Consider the following 19,635-nt stretch of genomic DNA (forward strand, 5'->3'; position numbering starts at 1 on the left):
CCTTCGTGCCACAGGCTGGTAAGCCGGAATAACCAACTGACACAGATTCAGCAGGGATGGGATACGTTACAGAAATTGAAATCGTAATTCGAAATTAAACATTCAACATGTTAGGTTTTTTAACAAAACTTTTTGGGGGGAATAAGTCCGACAGGGATATTAAATCCATTGCTCCATTGGTGCAGCAGATTAATGAGGAATATGAGAAACTGAAATCCCTGCCTATCGATGACCTGCGTTACAAAACACAGGATTTCCGCCAGCGTATCAGCGCTCACCTTGCCACTATTGACAAGGAAATAACAGAGAAGAAAGAAGCTGCGGAATCAGTTGAGAATATTGAAGAGAAAGAAAATATATACCAGGAAATAGATACACTGAAGAAAGACCGTGACAAACAACTGGAAGTAGTGCTGAAAACATTACTGCCAGAGGCTTTTGCGGTAGTGAAGGAAGCGGCCCGCCGTTTTGCCACCAATCCTGTCATTACGGCCACTGCTACCGATCTGGATCGTCAGCTGGCGGTGAGAAAGGATTATGTGACCATCTCCGGCGACCAGGCCTCCTGGAATAACAGCTGGAAAGCAGCTGGCAGTGAGGTTACCTGGAACATGGTGCATTACGACGTACAGCTGATCGGTGGTGCGGTACTGCATCAGGGTAAGATCTCAGAAATGGCTACCGGTGAGGGTAAAACCCTGGTATCCACCCTGCCTGCGTACCTGAACGCACTGGCTGGCGAAGGCGTACACATCGTAACCGTGAATGATTACCTGGCCCGCCGTGACTCCGAATGGAACGGCCCTCTCTTCGAATTCCTGGGTATCACCGTTGACTGTATCGATAAACACCAGCCTAATACGCCTGAACGCCGGAATGCTTATCTGGCGGACATCACCTACGGTACCAACAACGAATTCGGTTTCGACTACCTCCGTGATAACATGGTACACAGCCCGGATGAAATGGTACAACGTAAACACCACTACGCCATGGTGGATGAGGTGGATAGTGTACTCATTGACGATGCCCGTACCCCGCTCATCATCTCCGGACCTATCCCGCGCGGTGAAGAACAGGAATACCACGCCCTGAAACCGCGTATCCAGTATCTCGTGGATATGCAGAAGAAAGTTGCCAACCAGTATCTCCTGGAAGCTAAAAAACTCATTGCTGAAGGTAAGGACGACGCCAAAACAGGCGGTCTGGCGCTGATGCGCGCCTGGAGAGGTCTGCCGAAAAGCAGCGCCCTGATCAAATACCTCAGCGAACCCGGTATAAAAGTATTATTACAGAAAGCAGAAAACTACTACCTGGCAGATCAGCAACGCGAGATGCCTAAAGTAGACGAAGGCCTGTACTTCGCTATCGAAGAGAAACACAACAGCGTAGACCTCACCGAGAAAGGTATCGGTATGATTACCGGCGCCGGCGAAGATCCGAACTTCTTCGTTATGCCGGATGTAGGCTCCGAACTGGCTGAAATTGAAAAACTGTCAGTTTCCCCGGAAGAAAAACTGCAGCGCAAAGAAGTCATGCTGCAGGATTATGCCCTGAAGTCAGACCGTATCCACTCCGTACAGCAATTACTGAAAGCCTACACCTTATTCGATAAGGATGTGGAATACGTAGTAATGGACGGTAAAGTGAAAATCGTAGATGAGCAGACAGGCCGTATCCTGGATGGCCGCCGCTATTCCGACGGTTTACACCAGGCGATCGAAGCCAAGGAAAATGTGAAAGTGGAAGCCGCTACCCAGACATTTGCCACCATCACCCTGCAGAACTACTTCCGTATGTATCACAAACTGGCCGGTATGACCGGTACAGCCTCTACGGAAGCAGGCGAGTTCTGGGAAATCTATAAGCTGGACGTGGTAACCATCCCAACCAACCTGCCTATCTCCCGTATCGACTCAGAAGATCTGGTATACAAAACCAAAAGAGATAAATACAAAGCCGTTATCGAAGAAATCAAAACCCTGCAGGCAAAAGGACGCCCGGTACTGGTAGGTACTACCTCCGTGGAAGTGTCCGAATTGCTGAGCAAGATGCTGACCTTCGAAAAGGTGCCGCATAACGTATTGAACGCAAAACAGCACGCCCGTGAAGCACAGATCGTTGCTGAAGCCGGTTTACCCGGAGCAGTAACCATCGCTACCAACATGGCGGGCCGTGGTACGGATATCAAACTCGGACCTGGCGTGAAAGATGCCGGCGGTCTGGCTATCATCGGTACCGAAAGACACGAAAGCCGCCGTGTAGACAGGCAGCTGCGTGGTCGTGCCGGTCGTCAGGGCGATCCCGGAACTTCCCAGTTCTTCGTTTCCCTGGAAGATGACCTGATGCGTATGTTCGGCTCCGAGCGTATCGCCGGCCTCATGGACCGCATGGGCTATAAAGAAGGAGAAGTGATCCAGCACAGCATGATCACCCGCTCCATCGAAAGAGCACAGAAAAAAGTAGAAGAAAACAACTTCGGCATCCGTAAACGCCTGCTCGAATACGATGACGTAATGAACAAACAGCGCGCTGTTATCTACGCTAAACGTAACCACGCCCTGTTCGGCGAACGCCTCGCCATCGATACAGATAACGCCTTCTACGATGTGGCGCAGAATATGGTTGTTACCCACAAGGAAAGCAGCGACTACGAAGCATTCAAAATGGATGCTATCATCAACTTCTCCATCGATACAGATATCACCAGAGAAGAACTGATGCGTACAGATGCCACTACCCTGACATCCAAACTGTATCACGAAGCTACCGCCAACTACCAGCGTAAAACAGAAGATATCACCACCAACACCTTACCGGTGATTGAGCGTATCTACAACGAACAAGGCCACCAGATCGAAAATATCTCTATCCCATTCACCGATGGTAAAAAAGGTATCAACGTACTGGCCAACCTGAAAAAAGTAGTGGATACCAAAGGCCACGAAACCATGAGCGCGCTGGAACGCAGCATCACCCTGGCCCTCATCGACGAAGCCTGGAAAGAACACCTGCGTGCCATGGACGAACTGAAACAATCCGTACAAGGCGCCGTTTACGAACAAAAAGATCCATTACTGATCTATAAACTGGAAGCATACAAACTGTTCGAACAGATGAACGGCGAAACCAGCCGCGACATCGTCTCCTTCCTCAGCAAATGCGGTATCCCCGTAAGCCAGGAAAGAGAAAACGAACAAATCCGCGAAGGCCATGAGGAAAAAACCGACATGAGCGGCATGCGCGCTTCCCACGAAGATATCACCGAACAAAGCGGCAACGGCCACGATACAGACGCTCACTACGAAATACCTGAAGAAAGACAGGAACCCGTACGCGTAGGACCTAAAGTGGGAAGGAATGATTTGTGCCCTTGCGGAAGCGGGAAGAAGTTTAAGAACTGCCATGGGAAAGATTTGTAGGCAGGAATTGCGAATTACGAATTGCGAATTACGAATGTTGAGCGGAGATATCAGTGGAGATTGAAATGTAGAAGCGCTTGATGTTTGATGTATATTAACGGATCACGAAAACAGTATCTTATTTACTGAATTTGTGATCCGTTTTTTTTATTTTTTATTGTTTGACCCTAAAACATTGTTTGTATGAAACCGAATGTTATCCTTGAGAAAAGCTTTGCCTTTAGTGTGAGAATTGTGAAGCTGATAACTCACCTTGACAATAGGAATGCCTCAAAAACGCTTACCAGGCAGTTATTGCGGAGCGGAACATCTATTGGAGCAAATACTGAAGAAGCCGTTGGCGCCTCTACTACAAGGGATTTCAAGTATAAAATTGATATTTCCTACCGCGAGGCCCGTGAAACTATATACTGGCTGAAGTTATTGAAAGAAACCCAGCAGCTGGAATCCGGATTGGCACAATCATTCATCAGCGATTGCCAGGAATTGATAAAAATACTCGGTGCAATCCAGAAAACCCTGAAAAGCAGGTCTGCCTGATATTTTCCGCTCATATCTTCGCTCAAATCTCCGCTCAGCATTCGTAATTCGCAATTCGTAATTTGTAATTGTTTATTTTTGGCATTATGAACATAGTCCTTATCAATAAATACATCGACCACACCATACTAAAACCCACCACCACCCTGGATGACATAAAAGCCTTATGCATGCAGTGTGTAGAATATAATTTCGCAGCGGCCTGCGTGCCTCCCTTGTATGTGAAGCTGGCTAAACAGTTCCTGGGGAGTACAGATACAAAGGTGGCTACCGTTATAGGTTTCCCATTCGGGTATTCGGCTATTGAGGCGAAGGTGGCGGAAACGGTGCTGGCTATTGTGGATGGGGCGGATGAGCTGGATGTGGTGATTAATATTTCGGCGGTGAAGAATAAGGATTGGGAATACCTGGAGAAGGAAATTGCCAACCTGATGTATATTATACGGGAGAAGAAGAAGGTGGTGAAGATCATTATTGAAAGCGGGGTGCTGACAGATGAGGAGATCATCGGGTGTTGTGAGCTGTATAGCAGGTATGGCGTGGATTTCATGAAAACGTCTACCGGGTATGCGGAGAAGGGGGCTACCGTGGAAGCGGTGAAGCTGATGCGGGCTAATCTGCCGGAGAATATTCAGATTAAAGCTTCGGGAGGTATTCGTACCTTTGCTTTTGCGAAAGAGCTGATAGCAGCAGGAGCTACGCGTATAGGCGCCAGTGCCAGTGTGAATATCGTGAAGGAGAGCGCGGACGGCCAGGCCGGTGGCGTAGCACAGAGCAGCGATTATTAATTTTTAATTATACAGTATTCATGCAGAAATTATTCATCCTGGCATGCTGCCTGTTGGTAAGCAGCTGGGCTATGGGCCAGGAAGTGGCGCAGATGTCCGGCGGGTCTGTAAAGGTGATCCGGGACAGCCGGCTTGATGTGCTGATTAAAAAACAGATTTATATCAACACGCTCGCTATCCGTAACCAGAACGGTTTCCGGGTACAGGTGATCTCTACCAACAAGCGAGGCGATGCCAACGAAGCGAAAGCCCGGGTAATGCAGCTGTACGGCGATTACCGTACCTACCTGGATTATCAGGCGCCCTATTTTAAAGTGCGCGTAGGCGATTTCAAATCCCGTGAAGAAGCCAGCGAATTGCGGGATAAATTATCAAACCTGTTCTCTGGTGGCGTATTTGTAGTGCCAGCCATTATTAATGTGTCACCGGATAAAGAGCTATCGAATGAAGAACCGTATTAAAGAGCTGGCGAAGGCCTATGCACCCGACTTTATCAAAATAAGACGTCATATCCACGCAAATCCTGAATTATCTTTCCAGGAGTATAATACATCCGCTTTCATCCAGGAGCAGCTGACTGCCTTCGGGGTGCCTTTTACTGCAGGTATTGCAGGTACCGGCGTTATTGCGCTGATTGAAGGCCGGAATCCTTCCTCCCGCACCATTGCGCTGAGGGCCGATATAGACGCATTACCCATTACAGAAGCCAACGATGTGCCTTACAAGTCCACCAACAGCGGCGTTATGCATGCCTGCGGCCATGATGTACACACCACCTGTGTACTCGGCGCAGCTAAAATCCTGCATGAGCTGAAAGATGAGCTGGAAGGTACTATCAAGATATTATTTCAGCCGGGAGAAGAAAAACATCCCGGCGGCGCCAGTATCATGATTGAAGAGGGCGCACTCGATAATCCGCGTCCGGACGCTATTCTGGGCATGCACGTACAACCCACGATGGAGGCCGGCAAGCTGGGCTTCCGCGCGGGTAAGTATATGGCCAGCGCTGATGAAATATATATTACGGTAAAAGGTAAAGGTGGCCACGCTGCGCTGCCGCAGCTCACCGTAGATACCATCCTGGTAGCATCCCAGCTGGTGGTGAGCCTTCAGCAGATCATCTCCCGTAATAACAACCCGTTCTCTCCCTCTGTATTGTCTATCTGCGCTTTTAACGGCGGGTTCACCACCAATGTGATTCCTTCTGAAGTAAAGCTGATGGGCACTTTCAGGGCTATGGACGAAACCTGGCGCTTCCGCGCGCATGAGCTGATCCGTAAGCAGGCCGTTGGCATTGCAGAAGCAATGGGTGCGGAAATTGAGATCGACATCCTGGTAGGCTACCCTACCCTGTATAATAATGAAGAAGTGACGGCACACGCCCGCAGTTATGCCGAAGATTACCTGGGTAAACAACAGGTGGAAGATACGGAAATCCGTATGGGGGCCGAAGATTTCGCCTTCTACTCACAGATAGTGCCTGCCTGCTTTTTCCGGTTAGGTACCGGCAATGTAGCCAGGGGCATTACTTCTGGCGTACATACGCCCACTTTTGATGTAGACGAGGCCGCTATCGAAGTAGGTATGGGCGCTATGGCCTATCTTGCCACACAGTTCGTCAGACAATAAACGTACTGCATATAAAAGAGAACGTCCTGATGAAAATCAGGACGTTTTTTTATTTCTGATAAACTTTTAGTGATGACAGGTCGGTTTTGATAAATTAACCCGTGTTGGTTTTGCTAGAAACAATAGTTATTTAATAGTCTGAATATGTTCTACAGCGGACCCCGACAACTCCATCTGCCGCAGCTTGTCCACATTGATCTGCCCTTTGTTGAAAGTAGCGCTGAACCATAATCCGCTGTTTCTGCCCAGCTGTATATTCATACTGTCTATAGTATTATCGTCATTCACATGCAGGTCGCTGTGAACTCCTGCTGTGAGTGTGAGTGTTTTTAGTTTGTTGCCGTTAAACGATATCTCCGTTGAATCGGTACTGGTGACCTGCAGGCTGTTCAGTTCCAGGTCGCTGAAAAATACTTTGCAGTCCTTATTATGTACCGCTTCCAGGGAAGGGCAATTGATCGTATAGGCGTTATTGTTGGGGAAGGTAATGAATAACGTGTCGCCCGTCTGGCGGAACTGCGCCGCATCGGTGCTGTCAACCAGTATCTGGTATTCTTTCCCCGGATTGATGTAAATGTAATTGGCTTTTGACAACCCGTTGTGCTGCGCATTGGTAAGCATCAGTACTTTAAAGGGTTGCAGCTGCTTAGTTACAGGGGCTGGGCTTTTATTGATCCTGAAGTTGACATTGGTAATGCCTTTGCTGTAATTGACACGCAGCACAATATCTGTAACCAACATCAATAACACGAGCACGCTGCTGAAGCCGATGATTAATTTTTTACTCGTTTTCATGTTATTTGAAGTTTGATTTTTTGAATTTTTCGTAATAAGGTTTCAGTTCATCCAGATCTATATCCAGCAGGTATATGCTGCGAAACAGACTAGGCAGTTCATTGGTGATGAAGGTTTCTTTTTTGAACTGTTTTATTTTTTTAACAGCATCGCCGCTGATGAAGTAGCCGATGCCTCTTTTATTGTAAATGATTTCCTGTTGCTGCAGCAGTTCGCAGGTACGCATCACGGTATTGGGGTTTACTTCCAGTGATACGGCCAGTTCCCTTACTGAAGGAATACGTTCTTCCGGCTGCCATTTCCGCAACAGTACCTGCTCGCAGATATAATCTGCTATCTGCAGGTAAATGGCTTGTGAATCTTTGAATTCCATCTTTTTAAATTTTAGATTTCTTTATCCTTTAAGCGGAAATAGGCAATAGTCCAGAATATGGGCGTGAGCAGATATTTGGCGATGAAGATATAGGTATCAATCATGCCCTGAGAAATCATATATACGCCACCGTTACCGCCTTTTTCTACGGCTACCAGTACAAAGGGAAGGTGTGCCGGCTTTTGAATCCAGTTGTTGCCGAATAAGAGGTAGAGAAACAGGACGTTGATGACTCCCAGCGCTACAGGAACCAGACAGGCGGTCAGCAATGTTTTGATGAACGATGCCTTATTGAAGCTGATAGCGCCTAACAGGAATATGGCGTGCAGGAAAATATAGACATAGTAGAGATAGATATGTCCTTTATCTGCATTGAAAAAATCCCAGTCCCGGACAATATGTTTATCATATCTGTGCATCATGCCCCAGTCGATGATATGAAAGGAAGTATATGCACAAAGATGATATACCGCCAGAAAGCCCACGCTGGTAAACAGGAATGCTGTAATGAACTTTTCAAAGGAAGATGCCGGCAGCATGAAGAAGCTGACACTTTTTTCCTTGCTGCTGAAATCACTGAAGGACATGCTGGTAAACAGCAGACCTATGAAGTACATCCCGATATAATAGAAAGGGATGATATCAGACTGTGAATAAACAGTATGGTTGGAGTAAATAGTGATGACAGAAAAGATGGACATACCGCCGAACATGGCCAGGATGCCCAGCACGTAAGTCCGCATGGATACGGAGAGGTGCAGGGCCATGTATTTACCGAGCCGGCTGAAATCCAGTATGTTATTGGTTTGCATAGTGCGCTTAATTAAATAGTTCCTGAATAGGTTGACGGTTGGAAAGAACGGCATTGAACAGCAGCTCCATATCTATTTTGCTGTGTTCCATGTTTTCATTTTTCAGAATCACGGAGTGGCCGCGGAGGGAGCTGTCTTTATACAGTACCTGCTGCCTGTCATCCAGCTGATGTAACAGTTTGAAGCTCAGTTTATCCGTTACCGTGTCAACACTCTGGTTGAAGATGATTTTGTGTTCATCAATGATGACGATGCTATCTATCAGGTTATCGAGATCCCTCACCTGGTGGGTAGAGATGACGATACATTTTTCTTCGCTGACAGCGGCTGCAATGACTTTGCGGAACTGGCTCTTGGAGGGTATATCCAGGCCGTTGGTAGGCTCGTCCATAATCAGCACTTTGGTATTGGCTGCCAGGGCGAAGCTGATGATCACTTTTTTCTTCTGTCCGTATGACATATTCGCCAGCTGCTGGTCGTAGGGAATATCAAATTCTTTCAGGTAGCTGTGGAAGGCGGATTCATCGAAGTTGGGATAGAAGGGGGCATAATTTTTCACATAGGTACGGATGCTCACTTTAGGCAGGTAAAATTCTTCCGGTACCAGGAATATTTCCTGCAGGAATGCCGGTTCTCTTTTGAAGGAGTGGCGTCCCATAACCAGGCATTTACCTCCGTCGGGGAACAACAATCCGGCTATCTGCTTGAGCAGGGTGGATTTGCCGGCGCCGTTTTTACCCAGCAACCCGTAGATATGCCCTGCGCTGAGTGACAGGTTCAGGTCCTCGAACAGGGGCTTACGTTTCCGGTAGCTGAATTTCAGGGATGTAATAGTAATCATATCGTGTGTTTTAGTGTACTACTCTACTAGTACACTGTAAATGTAGGAGGTTTTTTGGATTCAGCAAAAAAAATTACGAATTACGAATTACGAATGAGGAGCGGAGACATAAGCGGAGAGGAATGTTAATGTATCATGTATAATATAAAGCAGCAGCCGTTTGGAAATTTCCAAACGGCTGCTGCTTTATATTAATTGAGATATATTCAATCTCCGCTTATGTCTCCGCTCCTCATTCGTAATTCGTAATTCGCAATTCGTAATTCGTAATCCGTAATCCGTAATTCCCTCAGGAAAATCCTGAACAGAGAGCCTTACAACTCCGGGTACAACGGGAACTGCTGCATAAATGTGTTCACTTCGCCTTTAATTTTACCGATCAGTGCTTCGTTGTCGGCGTCCAGCAGCAGCTGGTCGATCCAGTCAACGATCTGGCCCATATGACCTTCTTTGAGGCCGCGGGTGGTGATAGCGGGTACGCCTATACGGATACCGGAAGTGATGAAGGCGGATTTATCGTCGAAAGGCACCATGTTTTTGTTGGCGGTGATTTCGGCTTTTACCAGTGTTTGTTCGGCTTTTTTACCGGAGATATTTTTGTTGCGCAGGTCGATCAGCATCAGGTGGTTATCGGTACCGCCGCTGATGATCTGGTAGCCTCTGTCCACGAAGCTTTTAGCCATTGCCTGGGAGTTTTTCAGCATCTGCTGGGCGTACTGGCCGTAGTCGTCGGACAGGATTTCGAAGAAGGAAACGGCTTTGGCAGCGATCACGTGTTCCAGCGGTCCGCCCTGGATGCCGGGGAACACAGCTGTATCGATGAGGGAGCTCATCATACGGATTTCGCCTTTAGGCGTTTTCAGTCCGAACGGATTTTCGAAATCCTTGCCCATCATAATCATACCACCGCGGGGACCGCGCAGTGTTTTATGGGTAGTAGTCGTTACAAAATGGCAATGAGCGAACGGAGAGTTCAGTAAGCCTTTGGCGATCAGGCCTGCCGGGTGGGCAATATCGGCCAGTACAAAAGCGCCTACCTGGTCAGCGATCTCGCGGATGCGCTTGTAGTCCCAGTCGCGGCTATAGGCAGAAGCACCGCACACGATCAGCTTTGGCTTTTCGCGGTTGGCAATTTCTTCCATTTTATCGTATTCTACCAGGCCGGTTTCTTTGTTAACACCATAGAAGTGTGGCTGGTAGAGCTTTCCGGAGTAGTTTACGGAAGAACCGTGAGTTAAGTGGCCGCCCATGCTGAGGTCCAGTCCCAGGATTTTATCGCCTGGTTGGAGAATAGCCAGCATCACCGCTGCATTGGCCTGTGCACCGGAATGTGGTTGTACGTTGGCGTATTCAGCACCAAATATCTGCTTTGCCCTGTCAATAGCCAACTGCTCGCTCTGATCCACGATTTCGCAGCCTGCGTAGTATCGCTTGCCAGGGTATCCTTCTGCATATTTATTCGTCATCACATTACCCATAGCCTGCATTACCTGTAAGCTGGTAAAGTTCTCTGATGCAATCAGTTCTATGCCATGGCGCTGACGGTCCAGTTCCTGGCGTATGATATCAAATATTTGCTGGTCTCTTTGCATGATGCCTGAAAATTTTGGTGCAAAAATAGAATAAAGCCGGATTAAATGCAATTAATAGCTGTATCAGCTGTTGATAAGTTAATATATGATTACTCCCTGCTAAAAGCTGAGTGCTATTCATAATTTATTGTATTTTCGCGCTTCGAGGCTCATCCTAACTACAACGTACAATGAAGGCAATAATACCCGTGGCTGGCGCAGGCACCAAACTCCGGCCACATACATATACACAGCCCAAAGCTCTGATACCTTTAGCCGGCAGGACCATTCTCAGTATCATTGTGGATCAGCTGGTAGAAGCAGGCATCACTGAATTCGTTTTTGTGGTGGGATATCTGGGTGAAAAGATTCAGCACTACGTAGAAAAAAAATATCCGCAGCTTACCTGTCACTTTGTGCAGCAGAATAGCCGTGAAGGTACCGGTCATGCTATATTGCTTACACGCGATGTAGTAGGCGGAGATGAAGTACTGATCGTACTCGGGGATACCATCTGCGAATGCGATTTCAAGGAAGTCATCAACTCCCCCTACTCCGTGCTCGGCCTCAAGAAGGTAGACGATCCGCGTAACTTCGGCGTAGCGGAACTGGACGAACATGGGCGTATCACCCGCGTAGTGGAGAAACCACAGATTCCCAAATCCAACCTCGCACTGGTAGGACTCTATAAAATCAAGGAAACGGCGCAGCTCTATGATTGCCTGCAAACCAACCTGGATAACCACATCCGCTCTCATGACGAATTCCAGCTCACCGATGCGCTGGAATGCATGATTGAACACGGCGTACAATTCAACGCCTTCAAGGTGGCCAACTGGTTCGACTGCGGCAGAAAAGACACCCTGCTCGAAACCAACGCCATCCTCCTTAAAAAATATAAACTGGCCAGCAACCCTGTGCTGCCCTTCGAAAATACCATCATCATCCCTCCGGTAAGTATCGGTGAAGGCTGCAACATCAAAAACGCCATCATCGGCCCCAACGTAGCCGTAGGCGATAACACCGTCATTTCCTACTCCATCGTAAAAGACTCCATCATCGGATCTTTCAGTAACCTCTACGAAGTTGTACTGAAATCATCTCTCATCGGCAGCGACGCAAATATCCGCGGACTGAGCCAAAGCCTGAATATCGGGGATAATACGGAGATAGATCTCGGATAAATAATTACGAATTACGAATTGCGAATTACGAATGTAAGCGCGAAGATTAAAGCGAAGATTAAGGCAGATTAACTATTGTATATCTGCCTTAATCTTCGCTTTAATCTTCGCGCTTACATTCGTAATTCGTAATTTGTAATTCGTAATTTAAAATCCAATGCGGCGTATAACAGAACTCTTCCACATCCAATATCCTATCATCCAGGCTGGCATGATATGGGCCAGCGGCTGGCGTTTAGCCAGTGCTGTGAGTAATGCCGGCGGTCTTGGGCTCATAGGTGCAGGCAGTATGTATCCTGATGTATTACGGGAACATCTGCGGAAATGTAAACAGGCAACAGACAAACCTTTCGGCGTAAATGTACCGTTGTTGTATCCGGATATAGATCAGCTGATAAATATTATACTGGAAGAAGGAGTGAAGATTGTATTTACTTCTGCCGGGAATCCGAAAACATGGACGCCGGTGCTCAAGGAGGCAGGTGTAACGGTGGTGCATGTGGTATCCAGCTCCGGATTTGCCGTGAAAAGCGAGGCTGCCGGCGTAGACGCTGTGGTGGCCGAAGGCTTCGAGGCCGGCGGACATAACGGACGCGAGGAAACTACTACTATGGTACTGATTCCTGCTGTCTGCGAACAGGTGAAAATTCCTGTCATCGCTGCCGGCGGCATAGGCTCCGGAAAGGCTATGGCCGCGGCTTTCGCACTGGGAGCCTCCGGTGTACAGATAGGCAGCCGCTTCGTGGCCACGCCGGAAGCCTCTTCCCATATGAATTTCAAACAGGCTATCCTCAACGCCCGCGAAGGCGATACCATGCTCAGTCTTAAAAAACTGACCCCCGTACGTCTCATTAAAAACCACTTCTACGAAGCCATCAAAACCGCTGAAGATAACGGCGCCGATATCAGTGAACTTAAAACCCTGCTGGGCCGCGCCCGTGCCAAAGCCGGCATGTTCGAAGGCAATCTCGATGAAGGCGAACTGGAAATAGGCCAGGTAAGCGCCCTGATTCATGACATAAAACCCGCCGCCGAAGTAGTAAAAGAGATCTGGTCCGAATTTGAAGCAGTAAGAAAAGCCCTTGGGATGTAGTTATTTGATTATTTGAGATTTGATTATTTAAAATGCAGCGGAGATCTGAGCAAATATTTTGCGCTCAGATCTCCGCTGCATTTTAAATAACCAAATCTCAAATAATCAAATAATAAAATGGGCCTACTGTTTTTTCACCACCCATTTTATGGCTTCTTTGAGGGTGATTTTTTTGCCGTACATGAGGATGCCGGTGCGGTATATTTTTCCGGCAGCCCAGGTGGTAAGGAGGAAGCCGCCGATCAGGCATATGAAGGAAAGGCCCAGCTGCCAGTAAGGAACGGCGCCGGGAACGCCGTAAGGCAGGCGTGCCATCATCACCATCGGAGAGGTGAAAGGGATGATGCTGCCCCATACGGCGAGCGGGCTGCCGGGGTCCTGTACTGCTTTCATCATAATGATTATACCGATGATGATGGGAACGGTGATCGGAAAGCTCAGCTGTTGCACATCTGATGCATCTTCGTTTGCCAGGCTGCCTACGGCGGCATATAAGGCGGAGTAAAACAGGTAGCCGCCCAGGAAATAAAATACAAAGCAGGAAAGCAGGAGGCCCCAGTTGATGCTGCCCATCACCTCACTCACCCGTTGAAACGCTTCCATGGCCTGTTCATTGTTACCTTGCATGTTAGTCTGACTGGCAGCCTGTACTGCTTCCGGCGATATAAAGAGCGGAATCAGGGAATAGATGGCCGTAATGAGTACGCCCCATATGAGGAACTGCAGGAGTCCTACCGCCGCGATGCCGATGATTTTGCCCATCATCAGCTGGAAAGGTTTAACGCTGGAGATCATGACCTCTGCAATACGGTTTACTTTTTCTTCCATCACGCCTCTCATGACGGAAGTGCCGAACAGGAGCAGGATGATATAGATAATAAATCCGCTGGCATAGCCTACGCCGTAGGCCACCCAGGAGCTGCCCTTCTTCTCTTCGTCGCCGGTTTTGAACTCAACGGAAACGGTGGAGCTGATGGCGTCCAGCTTTGTTTTATCGATGCCCTGCAGTTCCATACGCCTTCTTTCGATGATATTGTTGATATCGGCGTTGATAGCGCTTTCCATGGAGATGCTGGCCTGTCCTTTACTGAAGAACTCAAAGCCGGAGGGCCGGTTGATATCGATGTCGGGGATATAGAGTACACCTGCATAGCCAGCACTTTGATAATGCAGTTTAAGGCTGTCGAGATGAGCATCCGGCAGATATTTAAAGAACAACCCTTTTTTATCCGGGAATTTGTTGTTGAACAGTCCGCTTTTATCGATGACGGCGATACGTTTGGTTTCGCTTGACCCGGTTGCGAACAGGATAGGTAAAATAATCATGGCTGCAAAGGCCAGTGGCACGAGCAGCGTTACTACGAGAAAGGATTTTTTACGTACGCGGGTAGTGAATTCGCGTTGTATGATAAGCCAGATTTTGTTCATAGCGGCGAGATGAATCAGGCAGGCTGAGGAACCGCGGGGGCGGTATGTTCAGTTTGCTGTACCTGGGTGATGAATACTTCGTTGATGGAAGGCAGTAATTCTTCGAAATAGGTAACGGGGATACCCTGATGGATGAAATGCAGGAGAATGTCGTTGGTGGTGCTGTCTGCATTCATTTTTACGGTGAAGGCTTTTTCATGTACCTGCACAATATTGAAATGATAGGTGGCCATCTGGGCAGCATTGGGCATAACGCCCAGCCCTATACGGAAAAGTCCCTGCTTGAAGTCCTGTTTGATCTGCTTTATGCTGCCGTCGAGGATTTTGCGGCCTTTGTTGACCAGCATGATATGATTGCAGATTTCTTCTACCTGTTCCATCCGGTGGGTGGAGAAGATGATGGTGGTGCCCTGCTGGCTGAGCTGGAAGATTTCCTGTTTGATCAGGTTGGCGTTGATAGGGTCCAGGCCGGAGAAGGGTTCATCCAGTATCAGTAGTTTGGGATCGTGCATGATGGTGGAGATGAACTGCACTTTTTGCTGCATGCCTTTGCTGAGTTCATCTACGCGTTTGTTCCACCAGGAGGAGATTTCAAATTTCTCGAACCAGTATTTGATGCGTTTCAGGGCTTCTTTCTCCGACAGTCCTTTGAGGCGGGCGAGATAGAGTGTTTGTTCGCCTACTTTCATTTTTTTATACAGGCCTCTTTCTTCCGGCATGTAACCGATGTAGTGCACATCGTTTTGCGGGTCGAAGGGGCGGCCGTCGAACCGGATACTGCCTTCATCGGGGTAGAATATGCCGGTAATCATGCGCAGCAGGGTGGTTTTACCGGCGCCGTTCGGACCCAGGAGTCCGAAAATGGCGCCCTGTTGAATATCAAAGCTGATATCATCTACTGCTTTATGCGTGGCATAGTACTTTTTCAGGTGTTTGACTTCAAGTAGATTCATGACGAAAAATTACAGATTAATCATGAATTATAGTGGAATTAATGCCACATGAAAATTACTGATGACTTGCGGCGATCATGTCAGCCACGCGTTCGCCGTCCATCGCTGCGGAGACAATACCGCCGGCGTATCCGGCGCCTTCCCCACAGGGATAAAGACCGGCCACCTGCGGGTGTTCCAGGGTATCGTTATTGCGTGGGATGCGTACGGGGGAAGAGGTACGGGATTCGGTAGCTACCAGTACCGCATTTTCCGTATAGTATCCTTTCATTTTGCGGCCGAAGGCTTTGAAGGCTCCTGCCAGCCGCTGGTGAACGGCTGCGGGCAGCACGTGGCGGAGGTCGGCGCTGTGCAATCCGGGTACATAGGAGCATTCGGGCAGGGAGGAAGAAACCTTTCCTTTTACGAAGTCGGTCATCCTTTGTGCGGGGGCTACGAAGTTGCCGCCACCGGTAATATATGCCTGCTTTTCAACTGCCTGCTGGTAGTACATGGCTGCCAGCGGGCCGTGGTGGGCAAAGGGAGCGAAGTCGGATTCATCAACCGTTACCACCATGCCGGAGTTGGCGAATGGGTTGTTGCGTTTGGAGGGCGACCAGCCGTTGACGACCAGTTCGCCCGGATCGGTGGCAGCCGGGGCGATGATACCGCCGGGGCACATGCAGAAGGAGAATACACCGCGGCCTTCCACCTGTTCCACGAGGCTGTAGCTGGCAGGCGGCAGGTATTCGCCGCGCAGGTCGCAATGATACTGTACGCTGTCTATCAGTTCCTGGGGGTGTTCCACGCGGACGCCGAGCGCAAAGGGCTTGGCTTCGAGGAGAATACCCTGCTGGTGAAGCATGACAAATATATCTCTGGCGGAGTGGCCGGTGGCGAGTATCAGCTGGCTGGCGGTGTAAGTGTTGCCGGCGGCTGTCTGCACCCCGGTGATGGCTCCGTTGCTGATGAGCAGGGAGCTTACTTTTTCTTCGAAGTGTACTTCTCCGCCGCTGGCGATGATCTGTTCGCGCATAGCGGTGATGATATGCGGGAGTTTGTTGGTGCCGATATGCGGGTGGGCGTCGATCATAATTTTTTCATCGGCGCCGAAATACACGAATATGTTGAGGATGCGGTTAATATCGCCGCGCTTGTTTGAGCGGGTATATAGTTTGCCGTCGGAGTAGGTACCGGCGCCGCCTTCGCCGAAGCAGTAGTTGGAGTCTGGGTTGACTACGCCGGTTTTATTGAGGGCCGCGAGGTCGCGGCGACGTGCGCGTACATCCTTGCCGCGTTCCAGCACTACAGGGCGTATACCGGCTTCTATGAGGCGTAATGCCGCGAAGAGGCCTGCCGGGCCGGCTCCGGCAATAATCACCCGGGGGGCATTGGCAGGAAGTTCTTTATACACGGGATGTGCATGTACCCTTTCATGAAAAGGTTCATCTACAAATACCAGCAGGGTGAGCATAAAATACACCTGTTGCCGGGAGCGTGCGTCTATGGATCTTTTGAGCAGATGATAACCTGTGATGCGGGCTGGTTTTACACCGAGAGCTTCCGCTGCGAGTGTGGTAATACGGGCGGGGTGTGCTGCATCGGACGGCAGCACTTTGAGAGATATCTGTTGTTGCATGAGAGAGTTAGGTATTTATCCTAAAAGAATTACGAATTACAAATTACGAATTACGAATGTTAAGCGAAGATTTAAGCGGGTGGAGTAAATTCCTTATACGCTTAAATCTTCGCTTAACATTCGTAATTCGCAATTTGTAATTCGTAATTTAAAATTAAAACGGCAGATCATCGCTGCCATCACCGCCGCCGGCTGGCATTTGCGGAGTATTGTAGTTAGGCATTGCGTCGGCGCCCGGAGCGGGAGCAGCCATAACAGATTCCATACGCCATGCGTCCAGGTTGGTAATGTAGTTCACTTTACCATCTTTTTCCCATCTGGTGCCTTTGATATTGAAATAAACTTTAACGTTTTCTCCTTCATTAAACCTGTCCACGATACCGGTGCGGTCTTGTACCGACTGGAACTTGATGTAGTTGTTGATAACACGGCCGTTGATATCATCGGATTTCTCGATAACGAACTCTCTTGTTTTAAAGGTTTCGCTACGTTGTACTGTGTTGTACTTCACAATTAGCTTTCCGGTAATTTCAAAACTCATAGAAAAATTATTTTAAATTCAGAAGGGTCAAAGATACGGTATTCGCTGAAGTGCGTGCAAATATTTTTTATTTAAACCCTGCGCGCGGATATATAAAAAAATACTTCCGTAATAACTATTGTTAAACACATTTTTTTAAATGGAGATACTAACATAGTTTTGCACCCTCGCAGAAAAAATTGTGAATATCTCGCCGTTTATCTGTGAAAGAATTTTTTGTGGAGAGAAGTTACGATATTATTTTATCAGGTATATATCCATATTTATGGTAAAAAGGACAATGATAAAGATAAAGGTGTTGTTAATCAACGGTATTTATAGTACTTAAAAGCGCGTAACGTCAATGCTGTAAAGCAATAGCAGCAGGGGCAAGAGCAGTATTAACACACTGTAATCAGGAGAATATAAACAAGGGTAGATAAATTTTTTTTTTCAACATTTTCTACAGATATTCGTCGTCCTGTCTGAAAATTTTTCAACATCCTGCGTTGGGAGATTTCGAATTCGAGAACTAAGCATCCTTAATTAAGAAACAACTAATTTTTTTTATCTCAATGAATAAAACTTGCGAACAAGTTTGGGAAAGGTGTCTTAATATAATTAGGGATATAGTGGAATGGCAGCCGTTTAAGACTTGGTTTGAACCTATTAAACCCATTAAACTTGAAAACAATGTTTTAACCATCCAGGTCCCCAGCCAATTCTTTTATGAATACCTTGAAGAGCATTATGTGGGATTGTTAGGGAAAACAATTAAAAGAGAATTAGGTAAAGAAGCCCGGTTGGAATACCGCATTGTAGTAGAGAACGGTACACCACACCAGCATCCCAGAACGGTAAACATGCCTACGCAGTTTACCAAGCCCCAGAAAGACAATGAAGTAGATTTTCCGCTTACGATTCATAACCCGGTGAAGAACCCGTTCGTTATTCCGGGAATCAAACGCGTGCAGATTGATTCGCAGCTCAATCCGAATTATACGTTCGATGCGTATATAGAGGGGGATTGTAACCGTGTGGCGCGCCGTGCAGGAAAAACGGTGGCGGAAAAACCAGGCGGCACTTCCTTTAATCCACTGGTGATCTACGGTGGCGTAGGGCTGGGAAAAACCCACCTGGCGCAGGCTGTAGGCAACGATGTGAAGCGCATTCATCCTAACAAGGCCGTGCTGTATGTGAGCGCAGAGAAATTCATTAATCAGTTTATCGATCACTCCAAGAATAATATCATCAACGACTTCATTCACTTCTATCAGCTGATTGACGTACTGATCGTAGATGATATACAGTTCTTTGCCCGCGCAGAGAAAACACAGGACGCGTTCTTCGCGATCTTCAACCACCTGCACCAGTCGGGCAAACAACTGATCCTGACCTCCGATAAAGCGCCCAAAGACCTGGACGGTGTGCAGGAACGCCTGCTGAGCCGCTTCCGCTGGGGCCTCAGCGCAGATATCCAGATCCCTGATTTTGAAACCAGAATGGAAATCCTGGAACTCAAAATGAAAAATGACGGACTGGAAATGCCCAAAGAAGTAGTGAAATATGTGGCATATAATATCCAGACAAACGTCCGTGAACTGGAAGGAGCCCTCATTTCCCTGCTGGCACAGTCCTCGCTGAACCGCAAGGAAATAGACCTGGAACTGGCCAAACGCGTACTGAAATCTTTCGTAAAAACTTCTTCCAAAGAAATTACCATAGAAAGCATTCAGAAAATGGTCTGCGAATACTTCGACGTGCCTTATGATAAACTCCTGCAGAAAACACGTAAACGTGAAATTGTACAGGCACGCCAGATCACCATGTACCTCGCAAAATCATTTACTAAAAATTCATTGAAAACAATCGGGGAACACTTCGGCGGACGTGACCACACTACCGTGATTCACAGCTGCCAGACCGTGAAAGACCTGATGGATACAGATAATAATTTCCGCGACAGCGTCATTGAACTGCAACAGAAAGTACAGCTGGCCGCTATGTAAGTAAGACCCCCTGAGCTTTTTTAAAATCCCAATCTGAAATAATTACGAATTACGAATTG

The 19,635-nt window shown here is 47.9% G+C and carries 17 protein-coding genes; 8 read left to right on the forward strand and 9 right to left on the reverse strand.

Annotation, left to right across the window (positions count from 1 at the left end; genetic code table 11):
* Positions 1-107: 107 nt before the first annotated feature.
* The 5 genes from secA to GWG06_RS23155 all read left to right on the forward strand — a co-directional run bounded on the left by secA (position 108) and on the right by GWG06_RS23155 (position 6,379).
* Positions 108-3,422, forward strand: a complete 3,315-nt coding sequence (secA, locus tag GWG06_RS23135; protein ID WP_127037950.1) for a preprotein translocase subunit SecA — start codon at positions 108-110, stop codon at positions 3,420-3,422.
* Positions 3,423-3,605: 183 nt separating this feature from the next.
* The gene (locus tag GWG06_RS23140; protein ID WP_127037948.1) at positions 3,606-3,962 is read left to right on the forward strand and encodes a four helix bundle protein; all 357 of its coding nucleotides are present in this window, start codon (positions 3,606-3,608) and stop codon (positions 3,960-3,962) included.
* Positions 3,963-4,048: 86 nt separating this feature from the next.
* Entirely contained in the window at positions 4,049-4,750 is a 702-nt protein-coding gene (deoC, locus tag GWG06_RS23145) for a deoxyribose-phosphate aldolase (RefSeq protein ID WP_160716307.1), read from the forward strand.
* 20 nt (positions 4,751-4,770) lie between these two features.
* Entirely contained in the window at positions 4,771-5,211 is a 441-nt protein-coding gene (locus tag GWG06_RS23150) for an SPOR domain-containing protein (RefSeq protein WP_127037944.1), read from the forward strand.
* Complete coding sequence (locus tag GWG06_RS23155; protein ID WP_127037942.1) at positions 5,195-6,379, forward strand: M20 metallopeptidase family protein; 1,185 nt, start codon at positions 5,195-5,197, stop codon at positions 6,377-6,379. Before GWG06_RS23150 ends, GWG06_RS23155 begins: the two co-directional genes overlap by 17 nt.
* 126 nt (positions 6,380-6,505) lie before the next feature.
* Here GWG06_RS23155 and GWG06_RS23160 read toward each other — a convergent pair whose 3' ends face one another.
* The 5 genes from GWG06_RS23160 to GWG06_RS23180 all read right to left on the reverse strand — a co-directional run bounded on the left by GWG06_RS23160 (position 6,506) and on the right by GWG06_RS23180 (position 10,792).
* Positions 6,506-7,174, reverse strand: a complete 669-nt coding sequence (locus tag GWG06_RS23160) for a hypothetical protein (RefSeq protein ID WP_127037940.1) — start codon at positions 7,172-7,174, stop codon at positions 6,506-6,508.
* 1 nt (position 7,175) lies between these two features.
* Positions 7,176-7,547, reverse strand: a complete 372-nt coding sequence (locus tag GWG06_RS23165; protein ID WP_160716309.1) for a GntR family transcriptional regulator — start codon at positions 7,545-7,547, stop codon at positions 7,176-7,178.
* An 11-nt stretch (positions 7,548-7,558) separates the two neighbouring features.
* On the reverse strand, positions 7,559-8,359 hold the full coding sequence (locus tag GWG06_RS23170; protein ID WP_127037936.1) for a hypothetical protein: 801 nt from the start codon (positions 8,357-8,359) through the stop codon (positions 7,559-7,561).
* Positions 8,360-8,366: 7 nt separating this feature from the next.
* A complete protein-coding gene (locus GWG06_RS23175) occupies positions 8,367-9,200 on the reverse strand; it encodes an ABC transporter ATP-binding protein (RefSeq protein ID WP_127037934.1) in 834 nt (277 codons plus the stop codon).
* A gap of 314 nt (positions 9,201-9,514) precedes the next feature.
* Complete coding sequence (locus GWG06_RS23180) at positions 9,515-10,792, reverse strand: serine hydroxymethyltransferase (protein ID WP_127044567.1); 1,278 nt, start codon at positions 10,790-10,792, stop codon at positions 9,515-9,517.
* Positions 10,793-10,962: 170 nt separating this feature from the next.
* Here GWG06_RS23180 and GWG06_RS23185 point away from each other — a divergent pair, with 170 nt between their 5' ends.
* Complete coding sequence (locus GWG06_RS23185; protein WP_160716311.1) at positions 10,963-11,955, forward strand: sugar phosphate nucleotidyltransferase; 993 nt, start codon at positions 10,963-10,965, stop codon at positions 11,953-11,955.
* 157 nt (positions 11,956-12,112) lie between these two features.
* Positions 12,113-13,048: an NAD(P)H-dependent flavin oxidoreductase gene (locus GWG06_RS23190; RefSeq protein WP_160716313.1), complete on the forward strand. Its 936-nt coding sequence runs from the start codon at positions 12,113-12,115 to the stop codon at positions 13,046-13,048.
* Between the two features lie 123 nt (positions 13,049-13,171).
* Here GWG06_RS23190 and GWG06_RS23195 read toward each other — a convergent pair whose 3' ends face one another.
* The 4 genes from GWG06_RS23195 to GWG06_RS23210 all read right to left on the reverse strand — a co-directional run bounded on the left by GWG06_RS23195 (position 13,172) and on the right by GWG06_RS23210 (position 17,588).
* A complete protein-coding gene (locus GWG06_RS23195; protein ID WP_160716315.1) occupies positions 13,172-14,476 on the reverse strand; it encodes an ABC transporter permease in 1,305 nt (434 codons plus the stop codon).
* Positions 14,477-14,490: 14 nt separating this feature from the next.
* Positions 14,491-15,429 (reverse strand): ABC transporter ATP-binding protein, encoded by a 939-nt coding sequence (locus GWG06_RS23200; protein WP_160716317.1) that lies wholly within the window; start codon positions 15,427-15,429, stop codon positions 14,491-14,493.
* 55 nt (positions 15,430-15,484) lie between these two features.
* Entirely contained in the window at positions 15,485-17,047 is a 1,563-nt protein-coding gene (locus tag GWG06_RS23205; protein WP_160716319.1) for an NAD(P)/FAD-dependent oxidoreductase, read from the reverse strand.
* A 154-nt stretch (positions 17,048-17,201) separates the two neighbouring features.
* Positions 17,202-17,588: a DUF3127 domain-containing protein gene (locus GWG06_RS23210; RefSeq protein ID WP_160716321.1), complete on the reverse strand. Its 387-nt coding sequence runs from the start codon at positions 17,586-17,588 to the stop codon at positions 17,202-17,204.
* A gap of 554 nt (positions 17,589-18,142) precedes the next feature.
* On the opposite strand from GWG06_RS23210, the gene dnaA reads away from it, so the two are divergent.
* Positions 18,143-19,576 carry a chromosomal replication initiator protein DnaA gene (gene dnaA / locus GWG06_RS23215; RefSeq protein ID WP_127044574.1) on the forward strand — a complete coding sequence of 478 codons (1,434 nt, stop codon included), beginning with the start codon at positions 18,143-18,145 and terminating at the stop codon, positions 19,574-19,576.
* Positions 19,577-19,635 lie beyond the last annotated feature (59 nt).

This window comes from Chitinophaga solisilvae (assembly GCF_009928525.1).
Classification (GTDB): Bacteria; Bacteroidota; Bacteroidia; order Chitinophagales; family Chitinophagaceae; genus Chitinophaga; species Chitinophaga solisilvae.

Bases quoted from the DNA above. Each gene is read 5' to 3' on its own strand.
- GWG06_RS23195 (WP_160716315.1), bottom strand. From the start codon at position 14,476: ATGAACAAAATCTGGCTTATCATACAACGCGAATTCACTACCCGCGTA.
- GWG06_RS23165 (WP_160716309.1), bottom strand. From the start codon at position 7,547: ATGGAATTCAAAGATTCACAAGCCATTTACCTGCAGATAGCAGATTAT.
- GWG06_RS23140 (WP_127037948.1), top strand. From the start codon at position 3,606: ATGAAACCGAATGTTATCCTTGAGAAAAGCTTTGCCTTTAGTGTGAGA.
- GWG06_RS23210 (WP_160716321.1), bottom strand. From the start codon at position 17,588: ATGAGTTTTGAAATTACCGGAAAGCTAATTGTGAAGTACAACACAGTA.
- GWG06_RS23185 (WP_160716311.1), top strand. From the start codon at position 10,963: ATGAAGGCAATAATACCCGTGGCTGGCGCAGGCACCAAACTCCGGCCA.
- GWG06_RS23150 (WP_127037944.1), top strand. From the start codon at position 4,771: ATGCAGAAATTATTCATCCTGGCATGCTGCCTGTTGGTAAGCAGCTGG.
- GWG06_RS23180 (WP_127044567.1), bottom strand. From the start codon at position 10,792: ATGCAAAGAGACCAGCAAATATTTGATATCATACGCCAGGAACTGGAC.
- GWG06_RS23175 (WP_127037934.1), bottom strand. From the start codon at position 9,200: ATGATTACTATTACATCCCTGAAATTCAGCTACCGGAAACGTAAGCCC.
- GWG06_RS23155 (WP_127037942.1), top strand. From the start codon at position 5,195: ATGAAGAACCGTATTAAAGAGCTGGCGAAGGCCTATGCACCCGACTTT.
- GWG06_RS23205 (WP_160716319.1), bottom strand. From the start codon at position 17,047: ATGCAACAACAGATATCTCTCAAAGTGCTGCCGTCCGATGCAGCACAC.
- deoC (WP_160716307.1), top strand. From the start codon at position 4,049: ATGAACATAGTCCTTATCAATAAATACATCGACCACACCATACTAAAA.
- GWG06_RS23160 (WP_127037940.1), bottom strand. From the start codon at position 7,174: ATGAAAACGAGTAAAAAATTAATCATCGGCTTCAGCAGCGTGCTCGTG.
- GWG06_RS23190 (WP_160716313.1), top strand. From the start codon at position 12,113: ATGCGGCGTATAACAGAACTCTTCCACATCCAATATCCTATCATCCAG.
- dnaA (WP_127044574.1), top strand. From the start codon at position 18,143: ATGAATAAAACTTGCGAACAAGTTTGGGAAAGGTGTCTTAATATAATT.
- GWG06_RS23200 (WP_160716317.1), bottom strand. From the start codon at position 15,429: ATGAATCTACTTGAAGTCAAACACCTGAAAAAGTACTATGCCACGCAT.
- secA (WP_127037950.1), top strand. From the start codon at position 108: ATGTTAGGTTTTTTAACAAAACTTTTTGGGGGGAATAAGTCCGACAGG.
- GWG06_RS23170 (WP_127037936.1), bottom strand. From the start codon at position 8,359: ATGCAAACCAATAACATACTGGATTTCAGCCGGCTCGGTAAATACATG.